This window comes from Micromonospora sp. NPDC050695, from assembly GCF_040654415.1.
In the GTDB taxonomy this organism is placed as follows: domain Bacteria; phylum Actinomycetota; class Actinomycetes; order Mycobacteriales; family Micromonosporaceae; genus Micromonospora.
Map to the genome: position 1 here is coordinate 77,806 of NZ_JBFAHZ010000007.1, position 25,583 is coordinate 103,388.

The following is a 25,583-nucleotide window of genomic DNA, read 5'->3' on the forward strand; positions in this document are numbered from 1 at the left end:
TCCTTCTTTTCTGTCACGGCCGCTCTTTCCTGGTCTCTCCAGGCGGAGGCGGGCTGTTGTCTTCTCGTCGGCCACCGGCCGACCCCAGGTGCGGGGCCGTCGGGGCTCGGCCGGAGCGCTCGTTGGCGATGAGCTCCTCCAGCCAGCGGACCTCACGCTCACAGGCGTCAAGGCCGTGGCGCTGCAGTTCCAGGGTGTAAGCGTCGAGGCGCTCGGCCGCCCGGCCCAGCACGTCACGAAGTCCTTCGCGACGCTCCTCGATCTTGCGGCGGCGACCCTCCAGGATGCGGAGTCGGGTCGCCTGGTCGGTCCGGGCGAAGAACGCGAAGTGCACCCCGAAGCCCGTGTCGTCGTACGTCTCGGGCCCGGCCTGTGCGATCAGCTGGGCGAAGCGTTCCTTGCCCTCCGCGGTGATTTTGTAGACCACCCGACCTCGTCGGCTGGTCAGCGCGGGAACCTCCTCGGCGGTGGCGGGTGTCTCGGCGGCTTCGGTGATCCATCCCGCCGCCTGCAACCTGCGCAGGGTTGGGTAGAGCGAGCCGTAGCTGATCGCCGCCCGGATCGCACCGAGTTTGGCGGTCAGCTCCTTGCGCAGCTCATAGCCGTGCATCGGAGACTCCTGCAGGAGGCCGAGGATGGCGAATTCGAGCACTGGCCACCCTCTCTATCACCCTCCGGCGCGGATTGGTAACCGCCGCGATGTATCGGACCGATACATCGCACGTTAGCGGGTCGCGGGGGCCAGGGCAAACCCGCGTTCCGAGACGCTTCCGTCACGGATCGTGACCATGGTCGCCTGGTCGGGCCGGACCGCGTACCCTTCTCCGCATGCGTACGCAGCGCCAGGTCGTCGACTACTCGCTTCAGAAGCGAGCGGTGCTGCGTGAGCTCCTGGCCGGCCGGGTCGGCACGTACGACGTGTGCGACGCGTCGCCGTACCTGAAGAACGCGGCTCGGTTCCACGGCGAGCCGACCGACCGGCGCTGCCCCATCTGCCGCAGCGAGAATCTGACGCTCGTCCACTACATTTACGGTGACGAACTCAAGCAGTCCGCCGGCCAGGCTCGGACACTGTCCGAGCTGCCCGTGCTGGCGATGACGCTGCGTGAGTTTCAGGTCTTCGTGGTGGAGGTGTGCCTCGGCTGTGACTGGAACCATCTCGTCGAGCAGTACCTGCTCGGCCGGGACGGTCTCACTGCCGACGGCGACAGCGCCGGCGAGCAGGACGCGGCGGGCGCCGAGGGCACGGGTCGGCGGAGGCGAGAGGCGCAACGGTGATCTCAGCTGGATCGACCGGCCCCGGGGCCGCAGACATGAACCGGGACGGCCGACCGCCCGTTGTTCTGATTGGCCCGATTGATCCAGCAATGACCCCGGAGGGTCGGCACCCCCGTGCCGTCGTCCCGGGTGAAGCAACTCACGGCAACCCGGTGGCGGCGCAGTCGCGCCCCACCGCGACCGGCAGGGTGTGAGGAATGAACTCGTACGGCGATCCCAGTTCTGTGCGCGGACGGGCCCAGTACCCGGGCCTCGACGGTGACCCCGGACCGGGCGCGAACGACGCGCACCGCCAGACCGGCGGTGACTCCGGCGGGAGCGGCTGGTCGGCCCAGGAGGGCGCGGCGCCCCCGGGCCGTGCCTCGGTGACACCACGGCCCGCAGGCGGTCGCGCGTCGGTGGGTGGTTCCGCCGCGGTGCCGCCGCGCGGTGGTGCGGCCGGGTCCGCCTCGGTGGGGTCGGCCACGCCGGGCCGCAGCGGCCGTGCCTCGGTGCCGGTGTCACCGGCGCCCGGTGTGGCCGCCGGTCGTGCCGGAGCGGGCCGGGCCTCGGTGCCGGTGTCCCCGGCGCCCGGCGCGCCGGCGGGTCGGGCCACGGTCGGCGCCGCCGCGGTGGGCGCCGCCTCGGCCGGTCGGGCCAGTGTCGGCTCGGCGTCGGTCGGTGGTCGGGCCGCCGTCGCCAGGGCGAGTGTCTCCCCGGTCTCCGGCGGCCCAGGTGGCCCCGGCGGACCGAACGGTCCGGGGCGCGGTGGTCGTGGCGGTCGTGGCCCGGGTGATCCGGCCGGGGCGGCCCGCGCCAAGAAGCGCAAGCGGATGAACCTGCTGATCGCCGGTTTCGCCGTCTTCATCATGCTCGCCGGCATCGGTGTGGTCGGGTTCACCTACTACTCGACCAACGTGGTCATGCCCGACGAGATGCCGCTGCCGCTGTCCACCACCGTGTACGCCAAGGACGGCAAGACCCAGCTCGCCAAGCTGGGCAGCGAGAACCGCACCTTCGTCACCATCGACCAGATCCCGCAGCACGTGCAGGACGCGGTCGCCGCCGCCGAGGACCGGAACTTCTACCGGCACTCGGGTGTCGACTACAAGGGCATCGTCCGGGCCGCCTGGAACAACGTCTCCAACGGCGACAAGCAGGGCGCCTCGACGATCACCCAGCAGTACGCCCGCAACGCGTTCGAGAACCTCAAGGACGACACGTACGGTCGGAAGGTCAAGGAGGCGATCCTCGCCTCCAAGCTGAACGACAGGTACAGCAAGCCAGAGATCATGCAGCATTACCTGAACGTGATCTACTTCGGACGCGGCGCGTACGGCATCGAGGCGGCGGCGCAGACCTATTTCGGCAAGTCGGCGGTGAAGCTCAGCCCCGCCGAGGGTGCGGTCCTGGCCGCGCTGATCAAGCAGCCCTCGGCGACCAACACCCACAAAGGCTACGACCCGGCGGTCAACCCGACCGACGCCAAGACCCGCTGGGACTACGTGATCGGTGGCATGAAGCAGGAGGGCTGGCTGGACTCCGCCAACCACCCGCCGGCGCCCACCGAGTACCCCAAGGTCCTGCCGCCGAAGAAGGGCGGCAACGGGTTCGGCGTCGACAGCCCGCGCGGCAACGTCATCAACTACGTCCGCAGGGAGATGGACCAGATGGGTCTCTGCTCCAACAGCGGCGCGGACGGCAAGACGAGCTGCTTCGACGCCCTGCGGGACGGCGGCTACCGGATCACCACCACCATCGATCCGAAGCTCCAGGCGACTGCCGAAAACCTCGCAATGCAGTCGAAGAAGGGCTCCGAGCTCAACGAGCAGCCGAAGAACCTGATGGCGGCCATGGTCTCGATCGACCCGAAGAAGGGCCGCGTGCTCGCCTACTACGGCGGTGACAGCGGCACGGACTTCGACTACGCCGGCAAGAACCTCGACCAGTACGGCGACCTGGCCGGTGGCCACCAGCCGGGCTCGTCGATGAAGGTGTACACCCTGGCCGCCGCGATCGAGGCCGGCATCTCGGTGAAGTCGCACTGGGACCCCACGCCGTACAAGCCCGAGGGTTCCGCGGTGGCGATCGGCAACGCCGGTCGTACCAACCTCAAGTGCGGCAAGTACTGCACGCTCGAAGAGTCGACGATCCAGTCGTACAACGTGCCCTTCTACTGGGTCACCAAGGAGATCGGCGCCGGGAAGGTGGTCGACATGGCCCGTAAGGCCGGCGTGACCACCATGTGGGGTGTCGACCCGCCGAAGGCCTTTGACCTGTCGAAGAAGGAGCCGAACCCCTTCGACAACTACACCGGTTTCGGCAAGTACCCGATCACCGTGTTCGACCACGCCAACGCCATGGCCACCTTCGCCAATGACGGCAAGTACATCAAGGCGCACTTCGTCATCAAGGTGGAGCAGCAGGACAAGGACACCGGCAAGTGGAAGGTCGTCGGCAGCGAGCGCATCAAGCCGGAGCAGCGGATCGACAAGAGGATCACCGATGAGGTCACCGGTGTCCTGAAGCAGATCCCGAAGCCCAACGGCCTGACGCTCGAGGGCGGCCGCCAGGCCGCCGCCAAGACCGGCACCTGGGAGTACGACAGCAATGACAACGCCCACGCGTGGACGGTCGGCTACACGCCGCAGAACGCCACCGTCGTCTGGGTGGGCAGTCGGGATCCGAAGAAGCCCCAGATCCGCCTCGCCAACGGTAAGCACATCAGTGGCGCAACGCTGCCCGGCCTGATCTGGGAGAAGTACTTGAACGCCGCCCTCAAGGGGCAGGATGAGATCTCCCTGCCCAGCGTCACCGGCGAGGGCGACACCACAAGGGGCAACGGCAAGGAGCCGGCAGCGCCGCCGCCGACCATTCCGGGCCTGCCCGGCGGGCAGCCCTGTAACCCGCTGACCGACCCGTTCTGCCCGAACCCCGGTGGCGGCGGTCCGGGTGGTCCCGGCGGTCCGGGTGGTCCCGGTGGTCCCGGCGGCGGTGGAAATGGCGGCGCCGGTGGTGGGCTGCTGCCCGGCCTGACACCGACAACCCGGGACTGACCCGCACTCGTGGAACCGACGCCGCAGCCGGCCGGACGACCTGTCCGACCGGCTGCGGCGTTTCCGTACCCGGATCTCCGCGCCGCGCCGGGACGCGCACCCCCGCCGTACGGCAGGATGCCTTGTCATGAGCACCCAGTCGACGCCCGGCATCGACGACGCCGGAACCACCGACCACCCGTCCCGCTCCGACGGGTTCGTTCGCGGCATCTCCGGCGCGATCGGCGGACCGCTGGGCGACCACGCGACGGCACTGAACCGACCGGCCGGCGGGGAACACCGGTTCTGGACGGCCGTCCGGATCGTGCTGGCGCTGGCCTGCCTCACGCTCGCCCTGCACTGGGTGCAGAAGTCTCCCTGCCAGGACGGTGCCTGGCAGAACAACGTCCAGTACACCCGGTTCTGCTACACCGACGTCCTCGCCCTCTACTACGCCGAAGGGCTCAACGAGGGCAAGGTGCCCTACCGCGACCACCCGGTGGAGTACCCGGTGCTCACCGGCTATTTCATGGGGGCACTGGGCCTGCCCGTGCACGCCGTGGGCGACGGCGACCCGAGCATCAACCAGGGCCAGTGGTTCTACAACCTCAACGCGCTGGTGCTGGGCGCGCTCGCGGTGGCCACCGTGGCGGTGATCCTCGCCCTGCGCCGCCGACGACCCTGGGACGCCGCGCTGTTCGCGCTCGCCCCGGCCCTGCTGCTCACCGCCACCGTCAACTGGGACCTGCTCGCCATCGGGTTGGCCGCCTTCGGCCTGCTGGCCTGGGCACGGCGACGACCAGCGGTGGCCGGCGTACTGCTGGGTCTCGCGGGAGCGGCGAAACTCTGGCCGCTGTTCCTGCTCGGCCCGATCCTCATCCTGGCGCTGCGCGCCGACCGGATCCGCGCGGCACTCGTCGCCATCGGCACGGCGATCACGGCGGTGGTGCTGGTGAACCTGCCGGCGGCCCGGTGGTACCCGGAGAACTGGGACCGGTTCTTCGAGCTGAACACCACCCGGCCCATCGACTGGGGGACGCTCTGGTACATCGGGCGCTACCTGGACGGCAAGGTCGGCGGCGACCCCACCCGGCTCGGCCCGTTCGAGTGGCTGAACGTCAACATTCCCACCCTCAACACCATCTCGTACGCCCTCTTCGGGCTGGCCTGCCTCGGCATTGCCGTGCTGGCGTTGCGGGCGCCGCGCCGGCCGCGGCTGGCGCAGCTCGCGTTCCTCGTGGTCGCCGCGTTCCTCATCTTCAGCAAGGTCTGGTCCCAGCAGTTCGTGCTCTGGCTGCTGCCGCTGGTGGTGCTGGCCCGGCCGAAGTGGGGTGCCTTCCTGGCCTGGCAGATCGCCGAGGTCTGCTACTTCGTCGCCTTCTACGGCGAACTGCTCGGCGCGGCCACCAGCCGTCCGGTCTTCCCGGAGGGCGTGTTCGTGCTGGCGTCGACGTTGCGACTGGCCACCGTGGTGGTGCTGTGTGTGCTGGTCGGCAAGGAGATCCTGCACCCCGAGCGGGACGCGGTACGGACCAACTACCCGGACGACCCGGACGGCGGGGTCCTCGACGGCGCACCGGATGCCCCCTGGCTGGACCGCTGGCGCCGCCGAGCAGACAACCCCGAACCGGAGCCCGCGATCAGCACCAGCTGACACCAAGCCACGGACGCAGCCTGACCAAAAGCCTCAGAGCCGATACACCACAGCGTCGCCCACATCCTGCCGCGTGATGCCGAGCGACTCGACCGGCGCGTCGATGGTGATCTCCCATGGCGTGCCGGGCACCTGACCGCGCAGCAGCACCACCGCGCGGACGCCGAGCGTACGCAGGTAGTCGACGCTGGTCTGGTCGGGGAACGACTGGCTCACCCGGCGGACGTCGTCGAGCTGTCGCGGCGTGAAGCCGCTGCCACCGTTCACCACGTCCGGGAATCCGCTGGTCGACCAGAGCATCACGTGCTGGTCCAGGCTCTGGTTGCTGGGCAGCACCAGCAGCGGCCCCGCCACCGTGCGCATAGCCGCCGGCTGGGTCGGCACCACCGGATGCGGGGTGGTGTTCAGACCCTCGACGGTCACCAGCAGCAGCGGCAGCAGGGTGGCCAGCCGCAGCCACGGCCCCGGCCAGGACGGGATCCGCTGGGCGGCCAGGTCACGCACCCGTTCGGTGAGCGCGGTGACCGCGCCCGCGGCGAGCAGGGCCAGCAGCAGCGTGGCCCACAACATCAACCGGCCCGGGGTACGCAGCGCGTTCCAGCCCGGTGCGTGCTCGAAGAGTGGCAGGTATGTGAAGGTGCCGTCGAAGAAGCGGGTGCCCATCGCGAGGACCATGGTCACCAGCACCCCGGCGAGCAGCAGCAGCCGGTGCCGCAGCCGCCACACCGAGAAGAACAGCCCGCCGGCGGCCAGCGCGTAGAGCACGAAGCCCGGCAGCAGCGTCATCTCCGGGTGCCACGGCAGCGCCGCGCGGGCACCCTCGTGCAGTCCGCCCCAGATTCGGGACTCGGCGGGCGCGGTCACGAAACCGGACGCCGGCGGCGAGAAGATGCTGATGTCACCGATGGTGCGCTCGGCGTACGGGTGCAGCTCGGTCACCCTGAAGTACGGGTACGCCAGGAGCAGACCCACCGCGGCGAAGAAGATCCCGCCGAGCACGTCGGCCACGAGCAGCCGGCGGCCGAACGGCAGGGCCTCACCGGTCCGGAGCCGGCGAACGAGGAACAGGACCGCGGCGACGAGCACCGCACCGGCGAGGAAGTACGCGAACGGCAGACCGATGCCGAAGCCGAGGCTGAGCTGCCAGGCCGCGACCAGCCAACCGGCGTACACCCAGCCGTCGTGCCGGCGTTCGGGCCGGTAGCCGTGCCGCAGCGACCAGCCGTGCCCACGGGCGAGCATGGCCAGCGCCAACGGGATGCCGCCGTTCGACAGCACGTGCAGGTGCCCGGCCTGGGCCAGCAGCCACGGCGCGTAGGCGTATCCGACACCGGCGACCGCGGCACCGATCCGACCCGAGCCGAGCTGCCGGGCCAGCGCGTACGCCCCGAGCGTCGCGAGCGCGTGCGCCAGCACGAACATGATGTTGTAGCGCAGGACCGCGTCCTCGGGGCCACTGCCGAGCATCCCGGCCGGCGCGTAGCCGAGCAGCGTGTCGGAGAACGCGAAGCTCCACAGCTCGGGAAAGAACGTGTTGGACTGCCACAGGCGCGCCGGGTCGGCCAGCAGGATGTGCCCGGACCAGGCCATCTGCCACGCCTGCAGGCTCGGATCCCAGTAGTCCTGCGGAAGGGTGTAGCGCGGGTAGCGCAGCGTCGGCCACGTCATCAGCACGGCCAGGGCCAGCGCAGCGAGGCTCGCCAGCGTCCACTCGTGGATCAGGGACCGGCCCACTGCCCGGCCCGCGCGGGCGAGTCGGGAGGGCACGGGTTCGGGTGCGGACGCGAAGGCCACCCAGCGGTCGGAACCCTCCGCCGTCTTTCCGTCGGCGCCCGTCTTCCCGTCGGCGTCGTCGCCGGGCGTCGCGCCGTCGGTCGGGTCGCCGCCCTTGGCGGCGTCCGCCTTCGGGGCACCGCCTTCGGCGGACAGGCCAGCAGCGCCCTTGCCCTTCGCGGTCCTCCGCCTGCCGAACCAGCCCTTGGCCGCCTTGTCCTTGGTCAGGTGGGCGGCAGGCGTCGCGGCCTCGGCCGTGTCGTCCTTGGCCGTGTCGTCCTTGGCCGTGTCGTCCTTGGCTGTGTCGTCCTTGGTTGCGGTAGCCGTGGGGCCGACGTCCGTGGCTGCGGCGTCCTCAGGGATGTCCGATTCGCCGACGGGGGTGGGCCGGGCGTTCCCGGTCCCGGGCTGTCCGGTCGTCATGCCGCCGTGCTCTCCGCGCCGAGCTGCTGACGCAGGAAGTCGATGTCGGCGGCCTGACCGGTGACACCGCCCGGGGTCTCGACGACCACCGGCGCGCCGGCCGCCCGGATCACCGCGACCACCAGCTCCGGGTCGATCGTCCCGCCGTCCAGGTTGTCGTGGCGATCCTGGCCGGAGTTGAACGCACCCTTGGAGTTGTTGGCGTGCACCAGGTCGATCCGTCCGGTGATCGCCTTGACCCGGTCGACCAGACCGAGCAGTTCCTCGCCGCCCGCGAACGCGTGGCAGGTATCCAGGCAGAAGCCCACCTCGTGGTCACCGATGGCGTCCCAGAGTCGGGCGAGCGCATCCAGCCGTCGGGCGCACGCGTTGTCACCGCCGGCCGTGTTCTCGATCAGGACGGGGACGCCGAAGCCGCCGGAGTCGGCGGCGTACGCGAAGGTCTTGCGCCAGTTGTCGAAGCCGACGGCCAGGTCGTCCCCGGCGTTGACGTGCCCACCGTGGACGATCAGACCCTTGGCGCCGATCTCGGCGGCCGCGGTGGCGTGCCCGAGCAGCAGCTTGCGGCTGGGGATCCGGATGCGGTTGTTCAGGGTCGCCACATTGATCACGTACGGCGCGTGCACGTACAGATCCACTTCGGCCGTGCGCAGCCGCTCGGCGTCCTCCCGCGGCTTGGGGGCCTTCCACCCCTCTGGGTCGGAGAGGAAGAACTGCACGGTGTCGGCGGACCGGGCGACTGCCTCCGCCAGCGGGTCGGTCGAATCGACGTGGGCTCCGATACGCATGCGAGCGAGCCTACGTCGCGAGCCCGACAGGCGGAGCGACGGTCGGGGTGGTGTCGGGGAGGGGTCGCGTCACCGGACGGACCGACGATCGTTGATGGGATGGAGCCGGCGGTCGACGCCCGGTACCGCCGACGGCGCGAGCGCCGCGTACGGCAGCCGGTGACCGACGGACCGACAGCGAGGTCACCCCCGCCGCGCGGCCCGGCGAGGCGGGGGCGGCCCACGTGGCAGACCCGACTCTCACCGATGAACAATCTCGGAAATTTGTGCTTTTTCCCCCGAGAAGGTACGAGAGCCGTTGTATCGTCAGGTAACAACACGATAAAGCTCCGCGGGGCGTCTTCGGTCCAACCTCATCGGTGTGGTCGTTCCTCCCCAGGTCCCACCCAAGGAATGCGGACGGGACGCCCCGCGGCCTCGTTGACGGGGGCTCATCACCGACCAATGGCGGTCGGACGGTGGGCCCCCGTCGGCATGCCCGGCCCACGCCCCGACCACCCCGGGCATGATCGTCCGGACCGGGTATCCTGGTCAGGTTGTCCGCGTCCGGCCGGGTTCCCCCGGCACGTGCGGGCAGCGACGCACGACCTCCTGCCACGGAAGGACCGTGGCCGCCTAGCCCACAGGAGGTGAGCACGTCTTGCGTCATTACGAGATCATGGTGATCCTCGACCCCAGCCTCGAGGAACGCACCGTCGCCCCGTCGCTCGACACGTACCTGAACGTGATCCGGACCGCGGGTGGCTCCGTTGAGAAGACGGACGTGTGGGGCCGCCGGCGCCTCGCGTACGAGATCAACAAAAAGGCCGAGGGCATCTACGCCGTCGTCGACCTGCAGGCCACCCCTGCTGCCGTGGCCGAGCTGGACCGTCAGCTCCGCCTCAACGAGTCCGTGCTGCGCACCAAGGTCATCCGGCCGGAGATGCGCTAAGCATTCAACCCCGGTTCGCCCGGATCAGCCTCCGCGGCTCTGTCGTACTGCTCTGCGAGCCTGTACGTCGAGACGCTGAGTGCGCGAGGAGATGGTCATGGCAGGAGACACCACCATCACGGTCATCGGCAACCTGACCGATGACCCCGAGTTGCGGTTCACCCCGTCCGGTGCGGCGGTCGCCAAGTTCCGGGTCGCTTCGACGCCCCGGTTCATGGACAAGACCACCAACGAGTGGAAGGACGGCGAGCCGCTCTTCCTGGCCTGCACCGTGTGGCGTCAGGCGGCGGAGCACGTCGCCGAGTCGCTCCAGCGGGGCGCCCGCGTGATCGTCTCGGGTCGACTGCGTCAGCGGTCGTACGAGACCCGCGAGGGTGAGAAGCGCACCGTCATCGAGCTTGAGGTCGACGAGATCGGCCCATCGCTGCGCTACGCCACGGCGAAGGTGCAGAAGATGTCCCGCTCCGGTGGCGGTGGCGGCGGCTTCGGTGGCGGTGGCGGTGGCAACCAGGGTGGCGGCGGAGGCAACTTCGACGACCCCTGGGCCTCGGCTGCACCCTCTCCCGCGCGTGCCGGTTCGGGCGCCAACTTCGATGAGGAGCCTCCGTTCTAATGGCGCCGAGCGCCCGCGATCGCAAACCAGGAGCACGTGCAATGGCCAAGGCTGCGGCACTTCGTAAGCCGAAGAAGAAGGTGAACCCGCTCGACAAGGACGGGATCACCTATATCGATTACAAGGACACCGCGCTGCTGCGCAAGTTCATCTCCGACCGCGGCAAGATCCGCGCTCGACGGGTGACCGGCGTGACCTCGCAGCAGCAGCGGCAGATCGCCCGTGCGGTCAAGAACGCCCGCGAGATGGCGCTCCTGCCGTACACGGCCACCACCCGCTGAGAGGAGGCACCGATATGAAGATCATCCTGACTCAGGAAGTTTCCGGCCTCGGTGCCCCGGGCGACATCGTCGAGGTCAAGGACGGCTACGGCCGTAACTACCTGCTGCCGCAGGGCTTCGCGATCGCCTGGACCAAGGGCGCGGAAAAGCAGGTCACGGTCATCAAGCGGGCCCGTTCGGCCCGTGAGATCCGCGACCTCGACCACGCCAACGAGGTCAAGGGTCAGCTCGAGGGCCTCAAGGTCAGCCTGAAGGCCCGCGCCGGCGACGGCGGCCGGCTCTTCGGCTCGGTCACCCCGGCCGAGATCGTCGACGCCGTCAAGGGCGCTGGCGGTCCGGTCCTGGACCGCCGCCGGCTGGAGGTGCCCGGTCACATCAAGTCGACCGGCAGCTACCCGGTGAAGATCAAGCTGCACCCCGAGGTGACCGCCTCGTTCAACCTGAACGTCGTTCAGGGCTGACGTCGGCAACAGCACCACGAGGGCCCGTACCGAGCGATCGGTGCGGGCCCTCGCGCGTTTCGTGCGCCGGCCCGCGCCCGGTCAACCGATCGGCTGCCCGGTCACCGCGCTGATCAGCACGGTGGAGAGGCCACCACCCACGACCGCGGCGGCAAGAGCGATGGTCGCCGAACGCCACGTCGTGCCGACCCGACGCAGCAGCGCCGCCACCACCAGACTGCTCACCAGCGCCAGCCCGAAGCGCGGCGAGCCCGCGAGCAGCGACTCCAATGCCCGCGACCGAGGCGAATCACACCCGCCCCCACTGATGTCGGTGACACAGCCGGCCGGTGCCTGACCGTCCAGAGTCAACAGCCAGACGAAGATCAGGACGGCCGGCACCAGGTAACAGGCGGCGGTGTACAGCAACGGCCGGAACGATCCACCCGGATCCGGGTCGAGAAGGTCGTCCTCCAGGCGCCGAGCCCAACCACCCGTGGCCACCGACTCCACGCGTCGGCGCACCGACGCCGTTCCGACCGGAGACGGGACCGCCCGACGTCGGGTGCCCCCGTCCCGCTGCACGGGTGCGGTGCGAGGACGCGGAGCGGTGTAGCCCACCACCGGCGACCGTGGCGCCGACGTCGGTGGATCCATCCAGCGCGGATCGTCCCCGGCCAGCCGCGTACCGGACCAGAAGCCGTCGTCCCGACTGGGCCAACCCTCCGCCGCCACCTGCCGGTCGGCGCGCGGCGGGACCGTCCGATCCCACTGGTCGTCCGCGACCGCGGACCGCTCCCACTGCCCGGTGCGGTCGGACCGCTCCCAACCCCCGACACCCTCCACCTGTGCCCACTGCCCGCTCAGCTCCGTGCTGTCCGCGTCCGCGATCGACGGCCACGCGTGCACGCCCGACGCGTCCCACGGGTCAACCGCCGGCGCGTACGACGGCTCGGGCTCCGCCGCCCGCTCCGACCCGCGCTCCCACGGATCGACCGGGCGGGCCCAGGACTCTTCCGCCGCACGACGGCTGCGTCGAGTGCGCCGGCTCGCATCCCGACGAGGCGTCTCATCGGCGGGTGCCGCCTCCAGATCACCACCGGACCAGATCACCTGAGGACGACCAGCGGGCGCACGACGGGGGCGACTGTCCGAGACCGCTCCCGAGACCGGTTCCTCCTCCGCCGCGTCGGCGCGCCGGCGGCCGGCGTACCCCTGCTCCTGCGGACGGTCGAGCGTCCACTCCCGGGTGTGGTCCGATTCCGGCGCGGCACCGATCGCCGGTCGCTCCCGCCAACTGGTCTCGCTGACCTGCCGCCGCGTGCCCGTCGTCTCGGCGCGCCGCCAGCCAGCTCCGGAACTCGGGCGCTCCGGTGCGGCCGCATCCTCGTCGTCATCGGGTGCCGCGTGCCGGCCACCGCCGTCGGCGTGCCGAACCCCCGACTCGAGCGCCCACCTCGGCAGATAGGCGTCGACCGGCTCGTCCTGCCCCCGATCCAACGCGCGCCGCCGACTGGAGGTGCGGTAGCGACCGTCCTCGTCGTACGGGTCGACCGGAAGGGACGGCGTGCGCTCACCCCACGAGGCGGTCGGCTGGCCCTCGCGCGGGCTGCCCTCCCCGCGTCCCCAGTCCCGGTAACTCACGGCCGGATTGTGACCCTTCTGAACCGAAAGCGTAATCCGCTGTCCAGGTGTAGCCGTTCGCTGGAGATAGTACGGGACGATCGGGCGTCCGGCCCGACCGAAATATTCTCCTCCACAGGCTGGGGACCACGAAGCCGCAGGTCAGCGGCGTGCGGCCGAGAATTCCCCAGCGGTTATCCACACCCTGTGCACACGCTGCGCACATGCTCGTCCACCGGCGTCCACAGGTTGTCCCGAGGCTCGTCCACCGGCCTTGTTGAGTGGCTGACCTCGTGGTCCGTATGGTTGGCCCTCGACCGCCGGTGCGATGACCCCCGATCGACCGGCCTGGTCGGAAGAGAAGTGTCGTACCCCGGCGGTAGAGCTGGGTCCGGATCCGACGCAGTGGAGGGGGGCCCGGTGTCGGTCACCGATGACATGCGGGCGGAGTCACGGTCCAGCGGCGGCCAGCCGCCCGCGCAGCGGGACGGCCAGTTCGACAAGACCCCGCCCCAGGATGTCGCCGCCGAGCAGTGCGTCCTCGGCGGCATGCTGCTCTCCAAGGACGCCATCGCCGACGTCGTCGAGATCCTCAAGACCAACGACTTCTACCGGCCGGTGCACGCCACCATCTTCGACACCATCCTGGACATCTACGGCCGGGGTGAGCCGGCCGACCCGATCACCGTGGCCGCAGCCCTGACCGACTCGGGCGATCTGGCCCGCATCGGCGGCGCCCCCTACCTGCACACCCTCATCGCCAGCGTGCCCACGGCGGCCAACGCCGCCTACTACGCGCGGATCGTCAGCGAGCGGGCGGTGCTGCGTCGATTGGTCGAGGCCGGCACCAAGATCGTGCAGCTGGGCTACGGCACCGCCAATGGTGGCAGCCGCGATGTCGACGACATCGTGGACCTCGCCCAGCAGGCCGTCTACGACGTCACCGAACGGCGGGTCAGCGAGGACTTCGCGGTCCTGGCCGACATGTTGCAGCCGACGCTGGACGAGATTGAGGCGGTGGGCGCGCAGGGCGGCGTCATGACCGGCGTCCCGACCGGCTTCAGCGACCTGGACCGGCTGCTCAACGGCCTGCACGCAGGGCAGTTGATCATTGTGGCCGGCAGGCCCGGTTTGGGAAAGGCGCTGGCGCTCGACACCCCGCTGCCGACGCCGGATGGCTGGACCACCATGGGTGAGATCCAAGTAGGCGATCAACTATTGGCGGCGGACGGCAGCCCCACCACGGTCACACACGCCTTCGACGTGATGCACGACCGGCCATGTTACGAGGTGGAGTTCTCCGACGGCACCGTCATCGTTGCCGACGCGGACCACCTGTGGAAGACGACCAGCCGTGCCAGTCGACGCCAGGGGCCGGCGCGGCAAAGGCGACGCTGGCCCGAGTCGTCGCTGGCCAGCGTACGTGCGGCAGACAAGAGGCTCGGCGCCGCGAGAAACCAGCCGATCACGCTCTTCGACGAGATCGAGCAGGTCGGGCCGGAGTTCCGGCATGTCCTGCACACCGTTGCCCGTGAGGTCGGGTCGGTCGGCCGGATCAGCCGTCCCATCGTCCGGAACGGCAGGACGCAGAACTGGACTGCGCCCGGGTATCCGGCCGGCCCTCTTCTGACCTCCCTCCTCGCACGAACCGAGCGGGAGGTCAACGCCGATAGTCGGGTCGACCACGACGGTCTCGTCACTACTGCTGAGATCGCGGCCACGCTGCGTACTGACACCGTCGAGCGACGGCTCAACCACGCCGTACGCAACAGCGCACCCCTGCATCTTCCGGATCGGACTTTGGTGGTACCGCCCTACACGCTGGGGGCGTGGCTCGGTGATGGCCACACCGGTGCCAGCCGCTTCACCACCGCAGACCCGGAGATGGTCACGCAGGTCGAGGCGGACGGCTTTGTCGTTCGGCCCAGCGGGCCAATGGTGTACACCATTGTGTTGCTGCCCAGGCCCGCCGCTCAAGGGAACGGTGCCTGCGTGGACTGCGGCGTTTCCACCCGGGCGTTGCGCGAGAATCCAGCAACCAGGAAGTGTGCCGCCTGCCACCGCCAGAACGGATCCTTCCTCGCGCTGCTACGTCAGGCCAGGGTGGCGGCGGACAAGCACATCCCAGGCGTCTATCTGCGCGCCTCCGAGGCTCAACGTCGGGCTTTGCTGGCTGGGTTGATGGACACCGATGGCACTGTCGCTCCTGCGGGCAACCTCCAGTACACGTCGACCTCGAAGCGGTTGGCAGAAGACGTACACGAGCTCATTGTCAGCCTCGGATACCGCTGCACCGTCAACGCGAAGGCGGTGCGTGGTCGCACCCCGGAGTCGTCCATCGCGTACACGTTGAACTTCTCCACGCCGGATGTCATCTTTCGACTCAAACGGAAGCGGAATGCGCACGCCGACCGCCGCCGTACCGCGTCGGACGTCCGGACGACTTCGCGGTTCATCGTCGATGTTCGACCGGTGCCGAGCGTGCCGGTCCGCTGCGTCACGGTGGACAACCCCGAGCATCTCTACCTGGCGAGCCGGTCGATGATTCCTACTCACAACAGCACGGCCAGCATGGACTTCGCTCGAAATGCTGCGATTCGCGCCAACCAGGCGGCGGCCATCTTCTCGCTCGAAATGAGCAAGGTCGAGATCGTCATGCGACTGCTCTCGGCCGAGGCACGCGTGCCGCTGCACGTGCTGCGCAGCGGGCAGCTCTCCGACGACGACTGGACCAAGCTGGCCCGGTGCATGGGCGAGATCAGCGAGGCGCCGCTCTTCGTCGACGACACCCCGAGCATGAACCTGATGGAGATCCGGGCCAAGGCCCGCCGGCTCAAGCAGCGGCACGACCTCAAGATGATCGTCGTCGACTATCTCCAGCTGATGACCTCACCGAAGCGCACCGAGAGCCGGCAGCAGGAGGTCGCGGACCTGTCCCGTGGCCTGAAGCTGCTGGCCAAGGAGGTGGAGTGCCCGGTGATCGCGGTCAGTCAGCTGAACCGTGGCCCCGAGCAGCGCACCGACAAGCGCCCCCAGCTGTCCGACCTGCGCGAGTCTGGCTGCCTCACGGCGGAGACCCGGCTGATTCGAGCGGACGACAATAGTGAAATCACCCTCGGTGAGCTGCTGACCAACAAGGCGAAGGACATCCCGGTCTGGGCCTTGGATGAGGGTCTCCGCTACACCCCCCGCACTATGACCCATGTCTTTCCCAGTGGCACTCGGGAGGTCTTCCGCCTGACCCTCGCCTCGGGCAAGCAGATTGACGCGACGGCCAACCACCCGTTTCTCGCGTTCACCGGATGGGTGCCTCTGGGTGAGCTTTCACCAGGGGATCGCATCGCTACGCCTCGCCATCTGCCGCCCCCGATGGCCGTCCGCCCGTGGGCCGACGCCGAGGTCGTCATGTTGGCACACCTGCTCGGCGACGGTTCTTTCGTGCGGCGTCAGCCGATCCGGTACGCGAGTTGCGACGAGCTGAACCTCCAGGCCGTAACGGAGGCGGCGAAGCATTTCGGGATCTCCGCCGTCCGCGACGATTACACAGCGGCGAGAGTGACCACACTCCGGCTGCCCGCTCCGTACCGACTGGCTCGCGGTCGGCGCAACCCGATTGCGGAATGGCTGGACGGCCTGGGACTCTTCGGCCTCAGATCACATGAGAAATTCCTTCCGTCGCCTCTCTTCAGTCTGCCCAAGGAGCAGATCACCGCGTTCCTGCGACACCTGTGGGCCACGGACGGGTCGGTGACCGTCAACAAGTCAGGCTGCGGAGGGCGCGTCTATTTCGCGTCCACGAGCCGACGGATGCTTGAGGACATATCCCGGCTGCTGCTGAGGTATGGCATCACTGCCCGGCTGAAGGTTGTACCGGTGGTGAATCATCGTCCGCAGTACACCCTCGATATCTCCGGTCGGGACGACCAGTTGAGGTTCCTCCGCGAGATCGGCGTCTACGGGCAGCGGTCGGAGGGATGTACGGCACTTCTTGCCGCTCTGGAATCGGCGGAGAGCAACACCAACGTCGACACGGTGCCGCGCGAGGTGTGGGGCAGGGTCCGGGAGATCCTAGTCGAGCAGGGAATGACTCACCGCGAGTTCGCGAAGGCAATCGGCACCCAGTTTTGCGGCAGCGCCCTCTGGAAGTGTGCGCCGAGTCGCTCCCGGCTGGCAGCGATCGCCGGCGTACTCGACGCTGCCGATCTGGACCTGCACGCGACCAACGACATCTTCTGGGACTCGATCGTGTCGATCGTGTCGATCGGTGAGCAGGAGGTGTTCGACGCGACCGTTCTCGGGACGCACAACTTCATCGCCAACGGCATCGCCACACACAACTCGATTGAGCAGGACGCCGACGTTGTCATCCTGCTGCACCGCGACGACTACTACGACAAGGAGTCGCCCCGGGCGGGGGAGGCGGATTTCATTGTTGCCAAGCATCGAAATGGCCCCACCGACACGGTGACAGTCGCCGCGCAGCTGCATCTGTCCCGGTTCGTCGACATGGCCATCGGCTGACCGTCGCGACTGAGCACCAGCCGGTCAACCGAGCAGCGGAAACCAACCCGCCGACTCGCCCAGCTCCAGCCGGTCCCGGTCGGTGAGCGGGATTCGCCCGGTGGCCTTCAGGAGGAACTCGTGGTCGTCCCACGCGGCGGGGCGGACCGTGTCATCGCTCAGCAGGCCGTCCATGGTGGCCACCGCGACGCGTACCGCCAGTGGGCCGGGCGGCGGCGCGTCGGGCAGGTCCGGCGTGAGGTCCAGATGGTGCACGACGGCTTCGGTGATCAGGGTGGCCAGGAAGTCCGGTACGCGCAGCACGTGGCCCTGCGTGGTCACGTGCCCGGCCGGGTCGGCTGCCGCGGCGGCGCGGACGGCGGCGGGGGCGGTGTCCGTCCAGAGTCGGACGATCTCGCTCGGGCGGTCGAACGCGGCGGCCGACCGGCGGACCCACCAGGCGTGGCGGTCGCCCTCGTCACCGGTGCCGGGAAAGTCGCGCCAGTAGCTCACGTCGTCCACGTCGGCAGGGCCGTCGACGGGGCTGGCCAGCGTCACCAGGGCGCGCTGGGCGTCGCCGAGGACGTGCAGGAGCAGGTCCGCGACGAGCCACCCTCGACATCGGGTGGCGCGTTGCAGGGCCGCGTCGTCCAGGTCGCGGACCACTGCGGTGATTCCGTCGTACGCCTGAGCCAACGCGTGCTCCGGCCGGATCGCCGTCATGCGATGCAGCCTCGCACGGACTGCCGTACCCGCCAACCGCTGGCGGCGAACGAAGTGCCCGGGCCGACGCGCGGGTCGACCCGGGCGGGATGTCGGGCCCGGTTCAGCCGAACATCTCGTCGAGGAAGCCCTTCTTCTTCTTGCGCCGGTAGTGCCCGTGGTAGCCCTGGTGCTGCGGCTGGCCGTACGCCGGCGCCGGCGGGTAGCCGTGGGCGGGCGGCGGGGGCGGCGGGGGGACGGCGCCGTAGCCGGGCTGGTGCTGGGCCGGAGCGTGCGGGGGCGGGTAGCCGCCGGGCTGCTGGGCCGGAGCCGGGGGCGGGCCGCCGGCCTGCTGGCGGCTCCAGTTGGCCTCCGCCTCGAACAGCTTCTCCAGCTCGCCGCGATCCAGGAAGATGCCCCGGCACTCCCCGCACTGGTCGATGACGACACCGCTGCGCTCGTACTGACGCATTTCTCCGTGGCACTTGGGACAGGTGAGACTATTCATCGCCCGACGGTACCCGCTCTAGCTATGCGGTTGCTGTGAGCGCCTCGGTGACCTCCTCGTCGGACACCTCGTGGAAGTCGTCGTAGTAGACGCTGACCGCGCCGAAGTCGGCCGGGCGTTGGGCGCAGACGACCTGGTCGGCTTCGGCGGCCAGCAGCTCGTACGCCTCCTGTGCGCCGACCGGGACCGCGACCACGACGCGGCGGGCGCCGAGCTGGCGGGAGACCTCCACGGCGGCGCGTGCGGTGGCCCCGGTGGCGAGGCCGTCGTCGACGATGACCGCGATCCGCCCGGTGAGATCGAGTGGGGGGCGGCCGGCGCGGTAGAGACGTTCGCGGCGTTCCAACTCGGCCTGTTCGCGGTGGCTGACCTCGGTGATGTCGTCGCTGCTGAGTCGGCTGGCCACCGCGTCGTTGAGGACCTGCACGCCGTCCGGGCCGAGTGCGCCGAAGGCGACCTCCGGGGCCCACGGCATGCCGAGCTTGCGGACCACCAGCACGTCGAGCCGGGCGCCGAGCCGTTCGGCGACAACCCGGGCGACCGGCACACCACCGCGGACCAGGCCGAGGACGACGACGTCGGGTTCGCCGATGAGTGCGGTGAGTCGCTCGGCGAGCACCTGGCCCGCCTCGGCGCGGTCGCGGTAGGTGGTCATGCCTCCAGGTGTACGCCCTGGCGGGCGGTTCCGCCGGACAGTTACGCCGAACTGGCCCGACCGGACAGCTCCGCGGGCGTGGCGACGCTCGGCCGGTGCAGGGCGGGCGCCCAGGTGAGCAGGGCCAGCGGGTACAGCAGGTAGCCGAAGCGGGTCGAGGGCATCAGGGCGATGGCGGCGAGCAGTCCGTACCCGCAGATCAGTGCGGCGGCGACGGCGGTGCGGGGCGGTCGGCGGGCGAGCCGGACGGCGATGGCCACGCCGGCCGCGACCAGCAACGCGGCGGCGATGAGCCGGCCGGCGGGCAGCGCCGAGGCGATCAGGTGTCCGGGGAACGGGGACTGCGCGGGGCTGGTCACCAGGCCATGGCCGAGAGGGAAGCGGAGGACGTTCTCGGTCAGGGCGTCGCGGTCGACCAGCAGGGCCGGGAGCAGTGCGGCGATGGGCAGTCCGATCGCGCCGATGGCGACGCGCGTGCCGGCTCGCCGGGTCAGACCCCAGACGATCAGGACCAGGGCGACCGGCCAGGCGAACAGCTTCAGCGCGCCGGCCAGCCCGACCGCGAGGCCGGCCCGGCCGGGTCGGCCGGCGGCGGCGAGCGCGAGAGCCAGCAGACAGAGCGCGAGTACGGGAAGGTCGTCGCCGCCGGTGGCGAGCGTGAGGGCGCAGATGGGCAGGACGGTGGCGGCCTGCACGCCGCGGAGCAGCGCGGCGTCGCGACGGGGGTTCGCAGTGGCGGGGCCGGCGGTGGAAGGTGTGCGGCGCAGGGCGGCCACGGCGAGGGCGAGGGCCAGTGCGGTGCCCACCGCGAACCAGACCCGGGCGTCGGTCCACCAGGTGTCGATCAGGGCTCTGGGCAGGCCGAACAGGGCCATGCCCGGCTGGTACGGGGTGTACCCGAGCAGTTGCTCGCCGGGCGGGAGGGCGGCGATGGCGTCGGGGCCGAGGTACGGGGTGCCGTGTTCCACCAGGCGGGCGCCCGCGTGTTCCACGACCAGCACCTCCTCCTGGGCCCGGTCGGTGCGCCCGGCGGTGCGCTCGATGCTCTGCCAGACGACGGGTAGCAGCGCGGTGCTCCCCCAGGTGAGGGCGGTGACCGCCCAGCGGGCGGGTAGGCCGGCCAGTCGGGAGGTCGGGTTGCGGCGGTGCAGCAGGAGCTGGACGATCACGGCCAGCGTCGCGACCAGGTAACCGACGGCGGCGACCGAGCCCCAGGCGCGGTGTGGCAGTAGCGTCGAGGTGACGGCGGTGATCGCGGCGAAGATGGCCGAGACGCCGTACAGGCCGAGGTCGAGGGCGAGCCCGCCGGCGGCGGTGTCGAGGGTCCGCCAGTGCCAGCGTCGACGGCGGTCGGTGGGGTCGTCGGCGATCACGGCCGCCAGTCTGGCAGACCGGGTTGCTCCGGCTTCGCTTCTGCTCCCCTTGATCACATCATGCTCAGTAGTCGGAATGGTCCCCCGACAACTGCTCAGCGTGAAGTGATCAATGAGCTGGTCGGTGCCCGGTCAGGCCGGGAGGTGCGGGAGACGGGTGCGGCCGCCCTGGCGGCGGGTCTGGCTCAGCCGGATCACCGCGCCGGCGTCGTGCAGCGGCGCGGCCAGGGCGCCCGGGCGGCCGCCCGAGCCGCGTTGCAGGGCCGCGAGGAGGGTGCCGGCCGGCATCGGCCGGGCGAACAGGTGCCCCTGGCCGGCGACGCAGCCCAGCTCCCAGAGGGCGCGGCGCTGCGGCTCGCTCTCCACCCCCTCGGCGACCACGACCAGGTCGAGGCTGCGGCCCAGGTCGAGGGTGGAACGGATGACCGCGGCGGCTTCCGCCGAGCTCTCCATCGTGGTGACGAAGCTGCGGTCGATCTTCAGCTCGTGCACGGGGATCCGGGAGAGCAGGGAGAGCGAGGAGTAGCCGGTGCCGAAGTCGTCCAACGCCAGCCGGACGCCCTCTTCGCGCAGCCGGCTCAGCACCTGGTCGACCACGTCGAGCTGACTGAGCGTCAGGGTCTCGGTCAACTCCAGCACCAGCCGGTCCGGTGGGAGGTCGTGGGCGCGCAGGCGGGCCAGCACCGAGCCCGGGAAGCGCGCGTCGAGCAGACTGCGCGGGGACACGTTGACGGCGACCGGTACGTCGAAGCCGGCGTCGCGCCAACTGCCCGCCGCGATCAGCGCCTGGTCGAGGATCGCCTCGGCGAAGGCGGGCAGCAGTCCGGAGCGTTCCACCGCCTCCAGGAAGCGCAGCGGGTCGATCATGCCGTGGGTGGGGTGGTGCCAGCGGGCCAGCGCCTCGACGCTGGTCACCTCGCCGGTGCCCAGGTCGACGATCGGTTGGAAGTTGACGATGAACTCGTGGTCCGCGACCGCCCGTGGCAGGTCACCGCCGAGGGTGAGTCGACCCAGATCGGCGGTGTCCCGGGTCGGGGCGTACGTGGAGATCCGGAGGCCGGCACGCTTCGCCTGGTACATCGCCACGTCGGCGCGGCGCAGCAGCTCGGCCATGCCGCCGCTGGTCGGGGCGACGGAGATCCCGCCGCTGGCTTCGACGCTGATCCGCATGCCGTCCAACTCGAACGGCTCGTGCAGGGCGGCGAGCAGCGCCTCGGCCCGGTGCGCGGCCACCGCCGGGGCCGGCAGCCCGCGCAGGAGTACGGCGAACTCGTCGCCGCCGAGACGCGCCACCAGATCGCTGGGCTGGGCGGCCCTGCTCAGCCGGTCGGCGACCTGCACCAGCACCTGGTCACCGGCGGCGTGCCCGAGGGTGTCGTTGACCTCCTTGAAGTGGTTGAGGTCGATCAGCACCAGCGCGGTCACCCCTTCGGCGTGCCGGGCACTCAACTGCTCGGTGCCCTGGTCGAGCAGGTGCCGGCGGTTGGCCAGGTTGGTGAGCGCGTCGTGCGCGGCGGCGTACGCGTGCTCGTCGGCCACCCGGGCCAGCTCGGCGTACGCCTGGGCGTTGCGGACCGCCGTACAGAGGGCGGAGGCGAACGTGCGCAGCGTGTACTGCTCCCGTTCGGAGAGCTGGACGGGCCCTCGGAAACGCAACCGCAGCACGCCGACGTCGACGGAACGGTCGTGACCCTCCAGCGGCGTGGGCACGATGGTGCCGTCCACGTCGGTGGGTGTGCCGGTCGGCCCGTCGAAGGTGATGCCGCCGGTGCCGCCGCGCACGGTCCTGGTGCCGTCGCGCAGCTCGATCTCGACCTCGTCGGCGGAGAACAGCTCGGCGGCCTGGGTGACGGCGGTGGTGAGGACCTCGTCGAGGTCGACCACATTGAGCGCGTCGGTGGTGCGGGCGAGCCGCTGCCACGCCTGCTGCTCGGTCCTGGATCGGATTCTGGTGGAGTAGGCCAGGTGCAGGCTGAGCACGAGCGGCGGGACGGCCAGCAGGAGTTTGAGGTTGGCGTCGAGGATCAGCAGCGTGCAGGCCGCCACGATGAACCGTACGGCGAAGCCGGCGAGCCGGAGGTCGAGGTTGCTCCGGAACTGTTTGGAGATCTTGGTCCCGGATGCCAGCGCGATGACGGGGATGGCGAGGATGTCGTCCAGGAGGGCAGCGACCAGGTAGGCCAGCCCCAGTGGCACGATCAGTGCGACGAAGCCCGCTGGGGGCCAGGTCCACGTTGTCATGGCCAGCGTGATGCCGGCGCCCCAGGCCACGATGACGTTCTTGCCCACGCTGAACGCCAGCTTGATCGGCGGCACCCGGCGCGCGGTGCAGGCGATGCCGACCGCGGTGCAGAGCACCACCACCGGAGCCGGAGCGATGGCGAGACCGATGATGATCGCGGTTTCGGTCCAGCTGATCGAGTGGGTGGTGGATCGGATCCGCACCCGTGCCTTGACCAGCGTGCCGAGGGCGATCGTCACGGTGAGCACGACGAGGACCGCGACATCGTTCTGCGAGGCGGTCATCGCGGTGTGCGCTGCGACCGGTAGTGACGTGGCCGTGATGACAGTCGCCACAACGACGACGAGACCGACGAGCAGCCGTAGCCGCCGATCGGTCTCAATCTCTCGTCGCTGAGGAAGGGTCACACCACCCCCGAGGGACTGCCTCCGCCGTGCTCGTAGCCTACCGTTCTGGACTCGTGCACGTCCCCTGCCAGCTGATCAATCCCACTCGCTGCCGCGCATCGCAATGCTCCTCTCCTCCGCCGTGCCATTCGATGACCTACCGCCGTGGGCGGGTCTTCCTATGAATGGCAGCTTAAGAGGAGGAAGGGCAGCTTAAAAGAAATATATGTCGGTATGCGCAACATTAGCCAAGTTGGAGTGGCTTTATTACGTTCTGTCCATCACGACTAAACGGAGTGCGCTTGAGGTTTGCGGTGCCGGATCCGAGGCGGGGTGCGCAAGTGCGGACCTTATCCGGTCCGCGGAAGTGCTATTCGCTGAGTCTGGCCGCCCTTCTGGAGTTGTCTCATCCCGAGTTTGGCCAGGCGTAAGGGCGGGTTGGCCAGAGTTGGCGCAGGTTCGCGGCGTTGGTCGGCGGCGGTGACAACGTGTGGGCAGTTGCGTTGCGGCAGGTAGTGGTGCAACGTGCGGCTGCGGCGTTGTGGTCAGGGCCGGCAATCGGAGGGGCTCCTCGCATCATTCTGCGGCCCGTCGACGATCGTCGCTTGGTGCAGGAACGCGTATCACCGCAGCCGGACCTAGACTTCGTTGGGTGATCGGCTGAATACCGGCGACGGTCGAAGTGGGGACGGGTGGAGCAGGGGGCGGGTGGAGATTCAGGTTCTGGGGGTCTTTCGGTGCGACTGCCTACCCGCATGTTGCGCCTTGGCACACCCAAACAGCAGGCGATCCTCGCAGTACAGCCGGGCCGGCTGGTGGCGGTGGACGATCTCGTCGACGAGTTATGGGCTGATCGCCCACCGCGATCAGCGGTTGCGAATGTGCTGAGCTATGCCGCCAATCTGCGCCGAACCTTCGAGGCTTTCCCATCCGGTCGAGCGGTCATCGTGCGGCAGCGGAACGGCTATCGGCTCGCGTGCGCCCCGAGCTGATCGACGTTTTCTGCTTCGAGTTCGACTGGAGCGCGGGTCGCGAAGCGCTGGCGGCCGGTCACGTGGACAAGGCTCGGGACCTACTGGGTCGTGCGGTTGACCCGGGACGCTGACCTGCCCGGACAGAGCTTATCGATTTCTTATCGCCGGGTCCGCTAGCTTCTGCGCCGTATCGGCGAACGGGGGAGGTTCTGCCCACGGGCAGAACCGGGTCGTCGACACACGCCCGCCGCGAGGTCCCCCAGTGACTTCGGCAGCGGGTGGTGGTGAGGGAGGAGCGGCACCCGGAGCAGCATCGCGCCGTCAGCACCCGGCGCGGTTGGGGGCCGGGCGCCGCTCCTTCCGAAACACCCGTCGGTCGTGCCGCACCGATAGGCTCACGGCCGTGACCGAATCCGCCCAGCTCAGCCACGTCGACCGCGCCGGCGCGGCCCGCATGGTCGATGTCTCCGCCAAGCCGGTGAGCGGCCGGACGGCCGTCGCGGCCGGCCGTCTGCGCACCACGTCCGAGGTCATCGACCTGCTGCACCGTGACGGGTTGCCGAAGGGTGACGCGCTGGCGGTGGGCCGGCTGGCCGGGATCATGGGTGCCAAGCGCACCCCGGATCTGATTCCGCTCTGCCACCCGATCGCCCTGCACGGCGTCACCGTCGACCTGCTGCTGACCGCCGACACGGTCGAGATCACGGCCACCGCCCGCACGGCGGACCGGACGGGGGTCGAGATGGAGGCGCTCACCGCGGTCGCCGTCGCCGGTCTCGCCCTGATCGACATGGTCAAGGCGGTCGACCCGGCGGCCTCCGTGGAGGCCGTCCGGGTGCTGCGCAAGGAGGGTGGCAAGACCGGCGAGTGGGTCCGACCGGAGGACCGCCCGTGATCCGCGCCCGGGTCGTCGTCGCGTCCAACCGGGCGTCGGCCGGCGTCTACGCCGACACCAGCGGGCCGCTGCTCGTCGCCGGCCTGCGTGAGCTGGGCTGCGAGGTCGACGAGCCGGTGGTGGTGCCCGACGGTGAACCGGTCGGCGCGGCCATCCGGGCAGCCCTCGCCGACGGCGTCGACGTGGTGGTGACCAGCGGCGGCACCGGGGTGACCCCGTCGGACCGGACGCCGGACGTCACCCGGGGTCTGCTCGACTACGAGATCCCCGGCATCGCCGAGGCCATCCGCGCCCACAGCCGTGACCGGGTGCCCACCTCGGTGCTGTCCCGAGGGCTGGCCGGGGTGGCCGGCCGGATGCTGGTGGTCAACCTGCCCGGCTCGACGGGGGGCGCGCGCGACGGGTTGGCCGTACTCGGACCGATCCTCGGCCACACCGTCGACCAGCTTCGCGGCGGCGACCACTGACCGCTTCGCGGCGGCGGGCACTGACCGCTTCGCGGCGGCGACCACTGACCGGTCCGCGGCAGG

20 protein-coding genes are annotated in these 25,583 nt (G+C 70.0%); 11 read left to right on the forward strand and 9 right to left on the reverse strand.

Annotation, left to right across the window (positions count from 1 at the left end; genetic code table 11):
* Positions 1–13: 13 nt before the first annotated feature.
* On the reverse strand, positions 14–652 hold the full coding sequence (locus AB0H52_RS07305; protein WP_151487672.1) for a PadR family transcriptional regulator: 639 nt from the start codon (positions 650–652) through the stop codon (positions 14–16).
* Between the two features lie 176 nt (positions 653–828).
* Here AB0H52_RS07305 and AB0H52_RS07310 point away from each other — a divergent pair, with 176 nt between their 5' ends.
* From AB0H52_RS07310 to AB0H52_RS07320, 3 genes are all read left to right on the forward strand, one after another.
* Positions 829–1,278: a DUF5318 domain-containing protein gene (locus AB0H52_RS07310; protein WP_151487671.1), complete on the forward strand. Its 450-nt coding sequence runs from the start codon at positions 829–831 to the stop codon at positions 1,276–1,278.
* 197 nt (positions 1,279–1,475) lie between these two features.
* On the forward strand, positions 1,476–4,313 hold the full coding sequence (locus tag AB0H52_RS07315; protein ID WP_357945828.1) for a transglycosylase domain-containing protein: 2,838 nt from the start codon (positions 1,476–1,478) through the stop codon (positions 4,311–4,313).
* Positions 4,314–4,440: 127 nt separating this feature from the next.
* Positions 4,441–5,946, forward strand: a complete 1,506-nt coding sequence (locus tag AB0H52_RS07320; protein WP_151487669.1) for a glycosyltransferase 87 family protein — start codon at positions 4,441–4,443, stop codon at positions 5,944–5,946.
* Positions 5,947–5,979: 33 nt separating this feature from the next.
* Here AB0H52_RS07320 and AB0H52_RS07325 read toward each other — a convergent pair whose 3' ends face one another.
* Both AB0H52_RS07325 and AB0H52_RS07330 read right to left on the reverse strand, forming a co-directional pair.
* Positions 5,980–8,142, reverse strand: a complete 2,163-nt coding sequence (locus AB0H52_RS07325) for a hypothetical protein (RefSeq protein ID WP_357945831.1) — start codon at positions 8,140–8,142, stop codon at positions 5,980–5,982.
* Positions 8,139–8,930 carry a deoxyribonuclease IV gene (locus tag AB0H52_RS07330; protein WP_357945834.1) on the reverse strand — a complete coding sequence of 264 codons (792 nt, stop codon included), beginning with the start codon at positions 8,928–8,930 and terminating at the stop codon, positions 8,139–8,141. The genes AB0H52_RS07325 and AB0H52_RS07330 overlap by 4 nt, the downstream gene beginning before the upstream one ends.
* 640 nt (positions 8,931–9,570) lie before the next feature.
* Here AB0H52_RS07330 and rpsF point away from each other — a divergent pair.
* From rpsF to rplI, 4 genes are all read left to right on the forward strand, one after another.
* Positions 9,571–9,861 carry a 30S ribosomal protein S6 gene (gene rpsF, locus AB0H52_RS07335; protein WP_007073791.1) on the forward strand — a complete coding sequence of 97 codons (291 nt, stop codon included), beginning with the start codon at positions 9,571–9,573 and terminating at the stop codon, positions 9,859–9,861.
* Positions 9,862–9,940: 79 nt separating this feature from the next.
* Complete coding sequence (locus AB0H52_RS07340) at positions 9,941–10,474, forward strand: single-stranded DNA-binding protein (protein ID WP_192580087.1); 534 nt, start codon at positions 9,941–9,943, stop codon at positions 10,472–10,474.
* Positions 10,475–10,515: 41 nt separating this feature from the next.
* On the forward strand, positions 10,516–10,755 hold the full coding sequence (gene rpsR / locus AB0H52_RS07345; protein ID WP_013289355.1) for a 30S ribosomal protein S18: 240 nt from the start codon (positions 10,516–10,518) through the stop codon (positions 10,753–10,755).
* 14 nt (positions 10,756–10,769) lie between these two features.
* Positions 10,770–11,216, forward strand: a complete 447-nt coding sequence (rplI, locus tag AB0H52_RS07350; RefSeq protein WP_151487665.1) for a 50S ribosomal protein L9 — start codon at positions 10,770–10,772, stop codon at positions 11,214–11,216.
* Between the two features lie 81 nt (positions 11,217–11,297).
* Here the strand turns inward: rplI and AB0H52_RS07355 are convergent, their stop codons facing one another.
* Entirely contained in the window at positions 11,298–12,839 is a 1,542-nt protein-coding gene (locus AB0H52_RS07355) for a hypothetical protein (RefSeq protein ID WP_192580094.1), read from the reverse strand.
* A gap of 417 nt (positions 12,840–13,256) precedes the next feature.
* Between AB0H52_RS07355 and AB0H52_RS07360 the strand changes: the two genes are divergently transcribed.
* On the forward strand, positions 13,257–17,339 hold the full coding sequence (locus AB0H52_RS07360; protein ID WP_357945992.1) for a replicative DNA helicase: 4,083 nt from the start codon (positions 13,257–13,259) through the stop codon (positions 17,337–17,339).
* Between the two features lie 24 nt (positions 17,340–17,363).
* Here AB0H52_RS07360 and AB0H52_RS07365 read toward each other — a convergent pair whose 3' ends face one another.
* From AB0H52_RS07365 to AB0H52_RS07385, 5 genes are all read right to left on the reverse strand, one after another.
* Positions 17,364–18,041: a maleylpyruvate isomerase N-terminal domain-containing protein gene (locus AB0H52_RS07365; RefSeq protein ID WP_357945839.1), complete on the reverse strand. Its 678-nt coding sequence runs from the start codon at positions 18,039–18,041 to the stop codon at positions 17,364–17,366.
* Between the two features lie 103 nt (positions 18,042–18,144).
* Complete coding sequence (locus tag AB0H52_RS07370) at positions 18,145–18,528, reverse strand: zf-TFIIB domain-containing protein (RefSeq protein ID WP_357945842.1); 384 nt, start codon at positions 18,526–18,528, stop codon at positions 18,145–18,147.
* 22 nt (positions 18,529–18,550) lie between these two features.
* Positions 18,551–19,183, reverse strand: a complete 633-nt coding sequence (locus AB0H52_RS07375; protein ID WP_151487660.1) for a phosphoribosyltransferase family protein — start codon at positions 19,181–19,183, stop codon at positions 18,551–18,553.
* A gap of 41 nt (positions 19,184–19,224) precedes the next feature.
* Positions 19,225–20,556 carry a glycosyltransferase family 87 protein gene (locus AB0H52_RS07380; protein WP_357945847.1) on the reverse strand — a complete coding sequence of 444 codons (1,332 nt, stop codon included), beginning with the start codon at positions 20,554–20,556 and terminating at the stop codon, positions 19,225–19,227.
* A 132-nt stretch (positions 20,557–20,688) separates the two neighbouring features.
* Positions 20,689–23,082: a bifunctional diguanylate cyclase/phosphodiesterase gene (locus AB0H52_RS07385; protein WP_357945995.1), complete on the reverse strand. Its 2,394-nt coding sequence runs from the start codon at positions 23,080–23,082 to the stop codon at positions 20,689–20,691.
* 857 nt (positions 23,083–23,939) lie between these two features.
* On the opposite strand from AB0H52_RS07385, the gene AB0H52_RS07390 reads away from it, so the two are divergent.
* The 3 genes from AB0H52_RS07390 (at position 23,940) to AB0H52_RS07400 (ending at position 25,520) form a co-directional block, all read left to right on the forward strand.
* The gene (locus tag AB0H52_RS07390; RefSeq protein WP_151487657.1) at positions 23,940–24,176 is read left to right on the forward strand and encodes a winged helix-turn-helix domain-containing protein; all 237 of its coding nucleotides are present in this window, start codon (positions 23,940–23,942) and stop codon (positions 24,174–24,176) included.
* 385 nt (positions 24,177–24,561) lie between these two features.
* A complete protein-coding gene (moaC, locus tag AB0H52_RS07395; RefSeq protein WP_151487656.1) occupies positions 24,562–25,053 on the forward strand; it encodes a cyclic pyranopterin monophosphate synthase MoaC in 492 nt (163 codons plus the stop codon).
* A complete protein-coding gene (locus tag AB0H52_RS07400) occupies positions 25,050–25,520 on the forward strand; it encodes a MogA/MoaB family molybdenum cofactor biosynthesis protein (protein ID WP_151487655.1) in 471 nt (156 codons plus the stop codon). The genes moaC and AB0H52_RS07400 overlap by 4 nt, the downstream gene beginning before the upstream one ends.
* Positions 25,521–25,583 lie beyond the last annotated feature (63 nt).

Bases quoted from the DNA above. Each gene is read 5' to 3' on its own strand.
- AB0H52_RS07310 (WP_151487671.1), top strand. From the start codon at position 829: ATGCGTACGCAGCGCCAGGTCGTCGACTACTCGCTTCAGAAGCGAGCG.
- AB0H52_RS07315 (WP_357945828.1), top strand. From the start codon at position 1,476: ATGAACTCGTACGGCGATCCCAGTTCTGTGCGCGGACGGGCCCAGTAC.
- AB0H52_RS07320 (WP_151487669.1), top strand. From the start codon at position 4,441: ATGAGCACCCAGTCGACGCCCGGCATCGACGACGCCGGAACCACCGAC.
- AB0H52_RS07325 (WP_357945831.1), bottom strand. From the start codon at position 8,142: ATGACGACCGGACAGCCCGGGACCGGGAACGCCCGGCCCACCCCCGTC.
- AB0H52_RS07330 (WP_357945834.1), bottom strand. From the start codon at position 8,930: ATGCGTATCGGAGCCCACGTCGATTCGACCGACCCGCTGGCGGAGGCA.
- rpsR (WP_013289355.1), top strand. From the start codon at position 10,516: ATGGCCAAGGCTGCGGCACTTCGTAAGCCGAAGAAGAAGGTGAACCCG.
- rplI (WP_151487665.1), top strand. From the start codon at position 10,770: ATGAAGATCATCCTGACTCAGGAAGTTTCCGGCCTCGGTGCCCCGGGC.
- AB0H52_RS07360 (WP_357945992.1), top strand. From the start codon at position 13,257: ATGCGGGCGGAGTCACGGTCCAGCGGCGGCCAGCCGCCCGCGCAGCGG.
- AB0H52_RS07365 (WP_357945839.1), bottom strand. From the start codon at position 18,041: ATGACGGCGATCCGGCCGGAGCACGCGTTGGCTCAGGCGTACGACGGA.
- AB0H52_RS07370 (WP_357945842.1), bottom strand. From the start codon at position 18,528: ATGAATAGTCTCACCTGTCCCAAGTGCCACGGAGAAATGCGTCAGTAC.
- AB0H52_RS07375 (WP_151487660.1), bottom strand. From the start codon at position 19,183: ATGACCACCTACCGCGACCGCGCCGAGGCGGGCCAGGTGCTCGCCGAG.
- AB0H52_RS07385 (WP_357945995.1), bottom strand. From the start codon at position 23,082: ATGACCGCCTCGCAGAACGATGTCGCGGTCCTCGTCGTGCTCACCGTG.
- AB0H52_RS07390 (WP_151487657.1), top strand. From the start codon at position 23,940: ATGTTGCGCCTTGGCACACCCAAACAGCAGGCGATCCTCGCAGTACAG.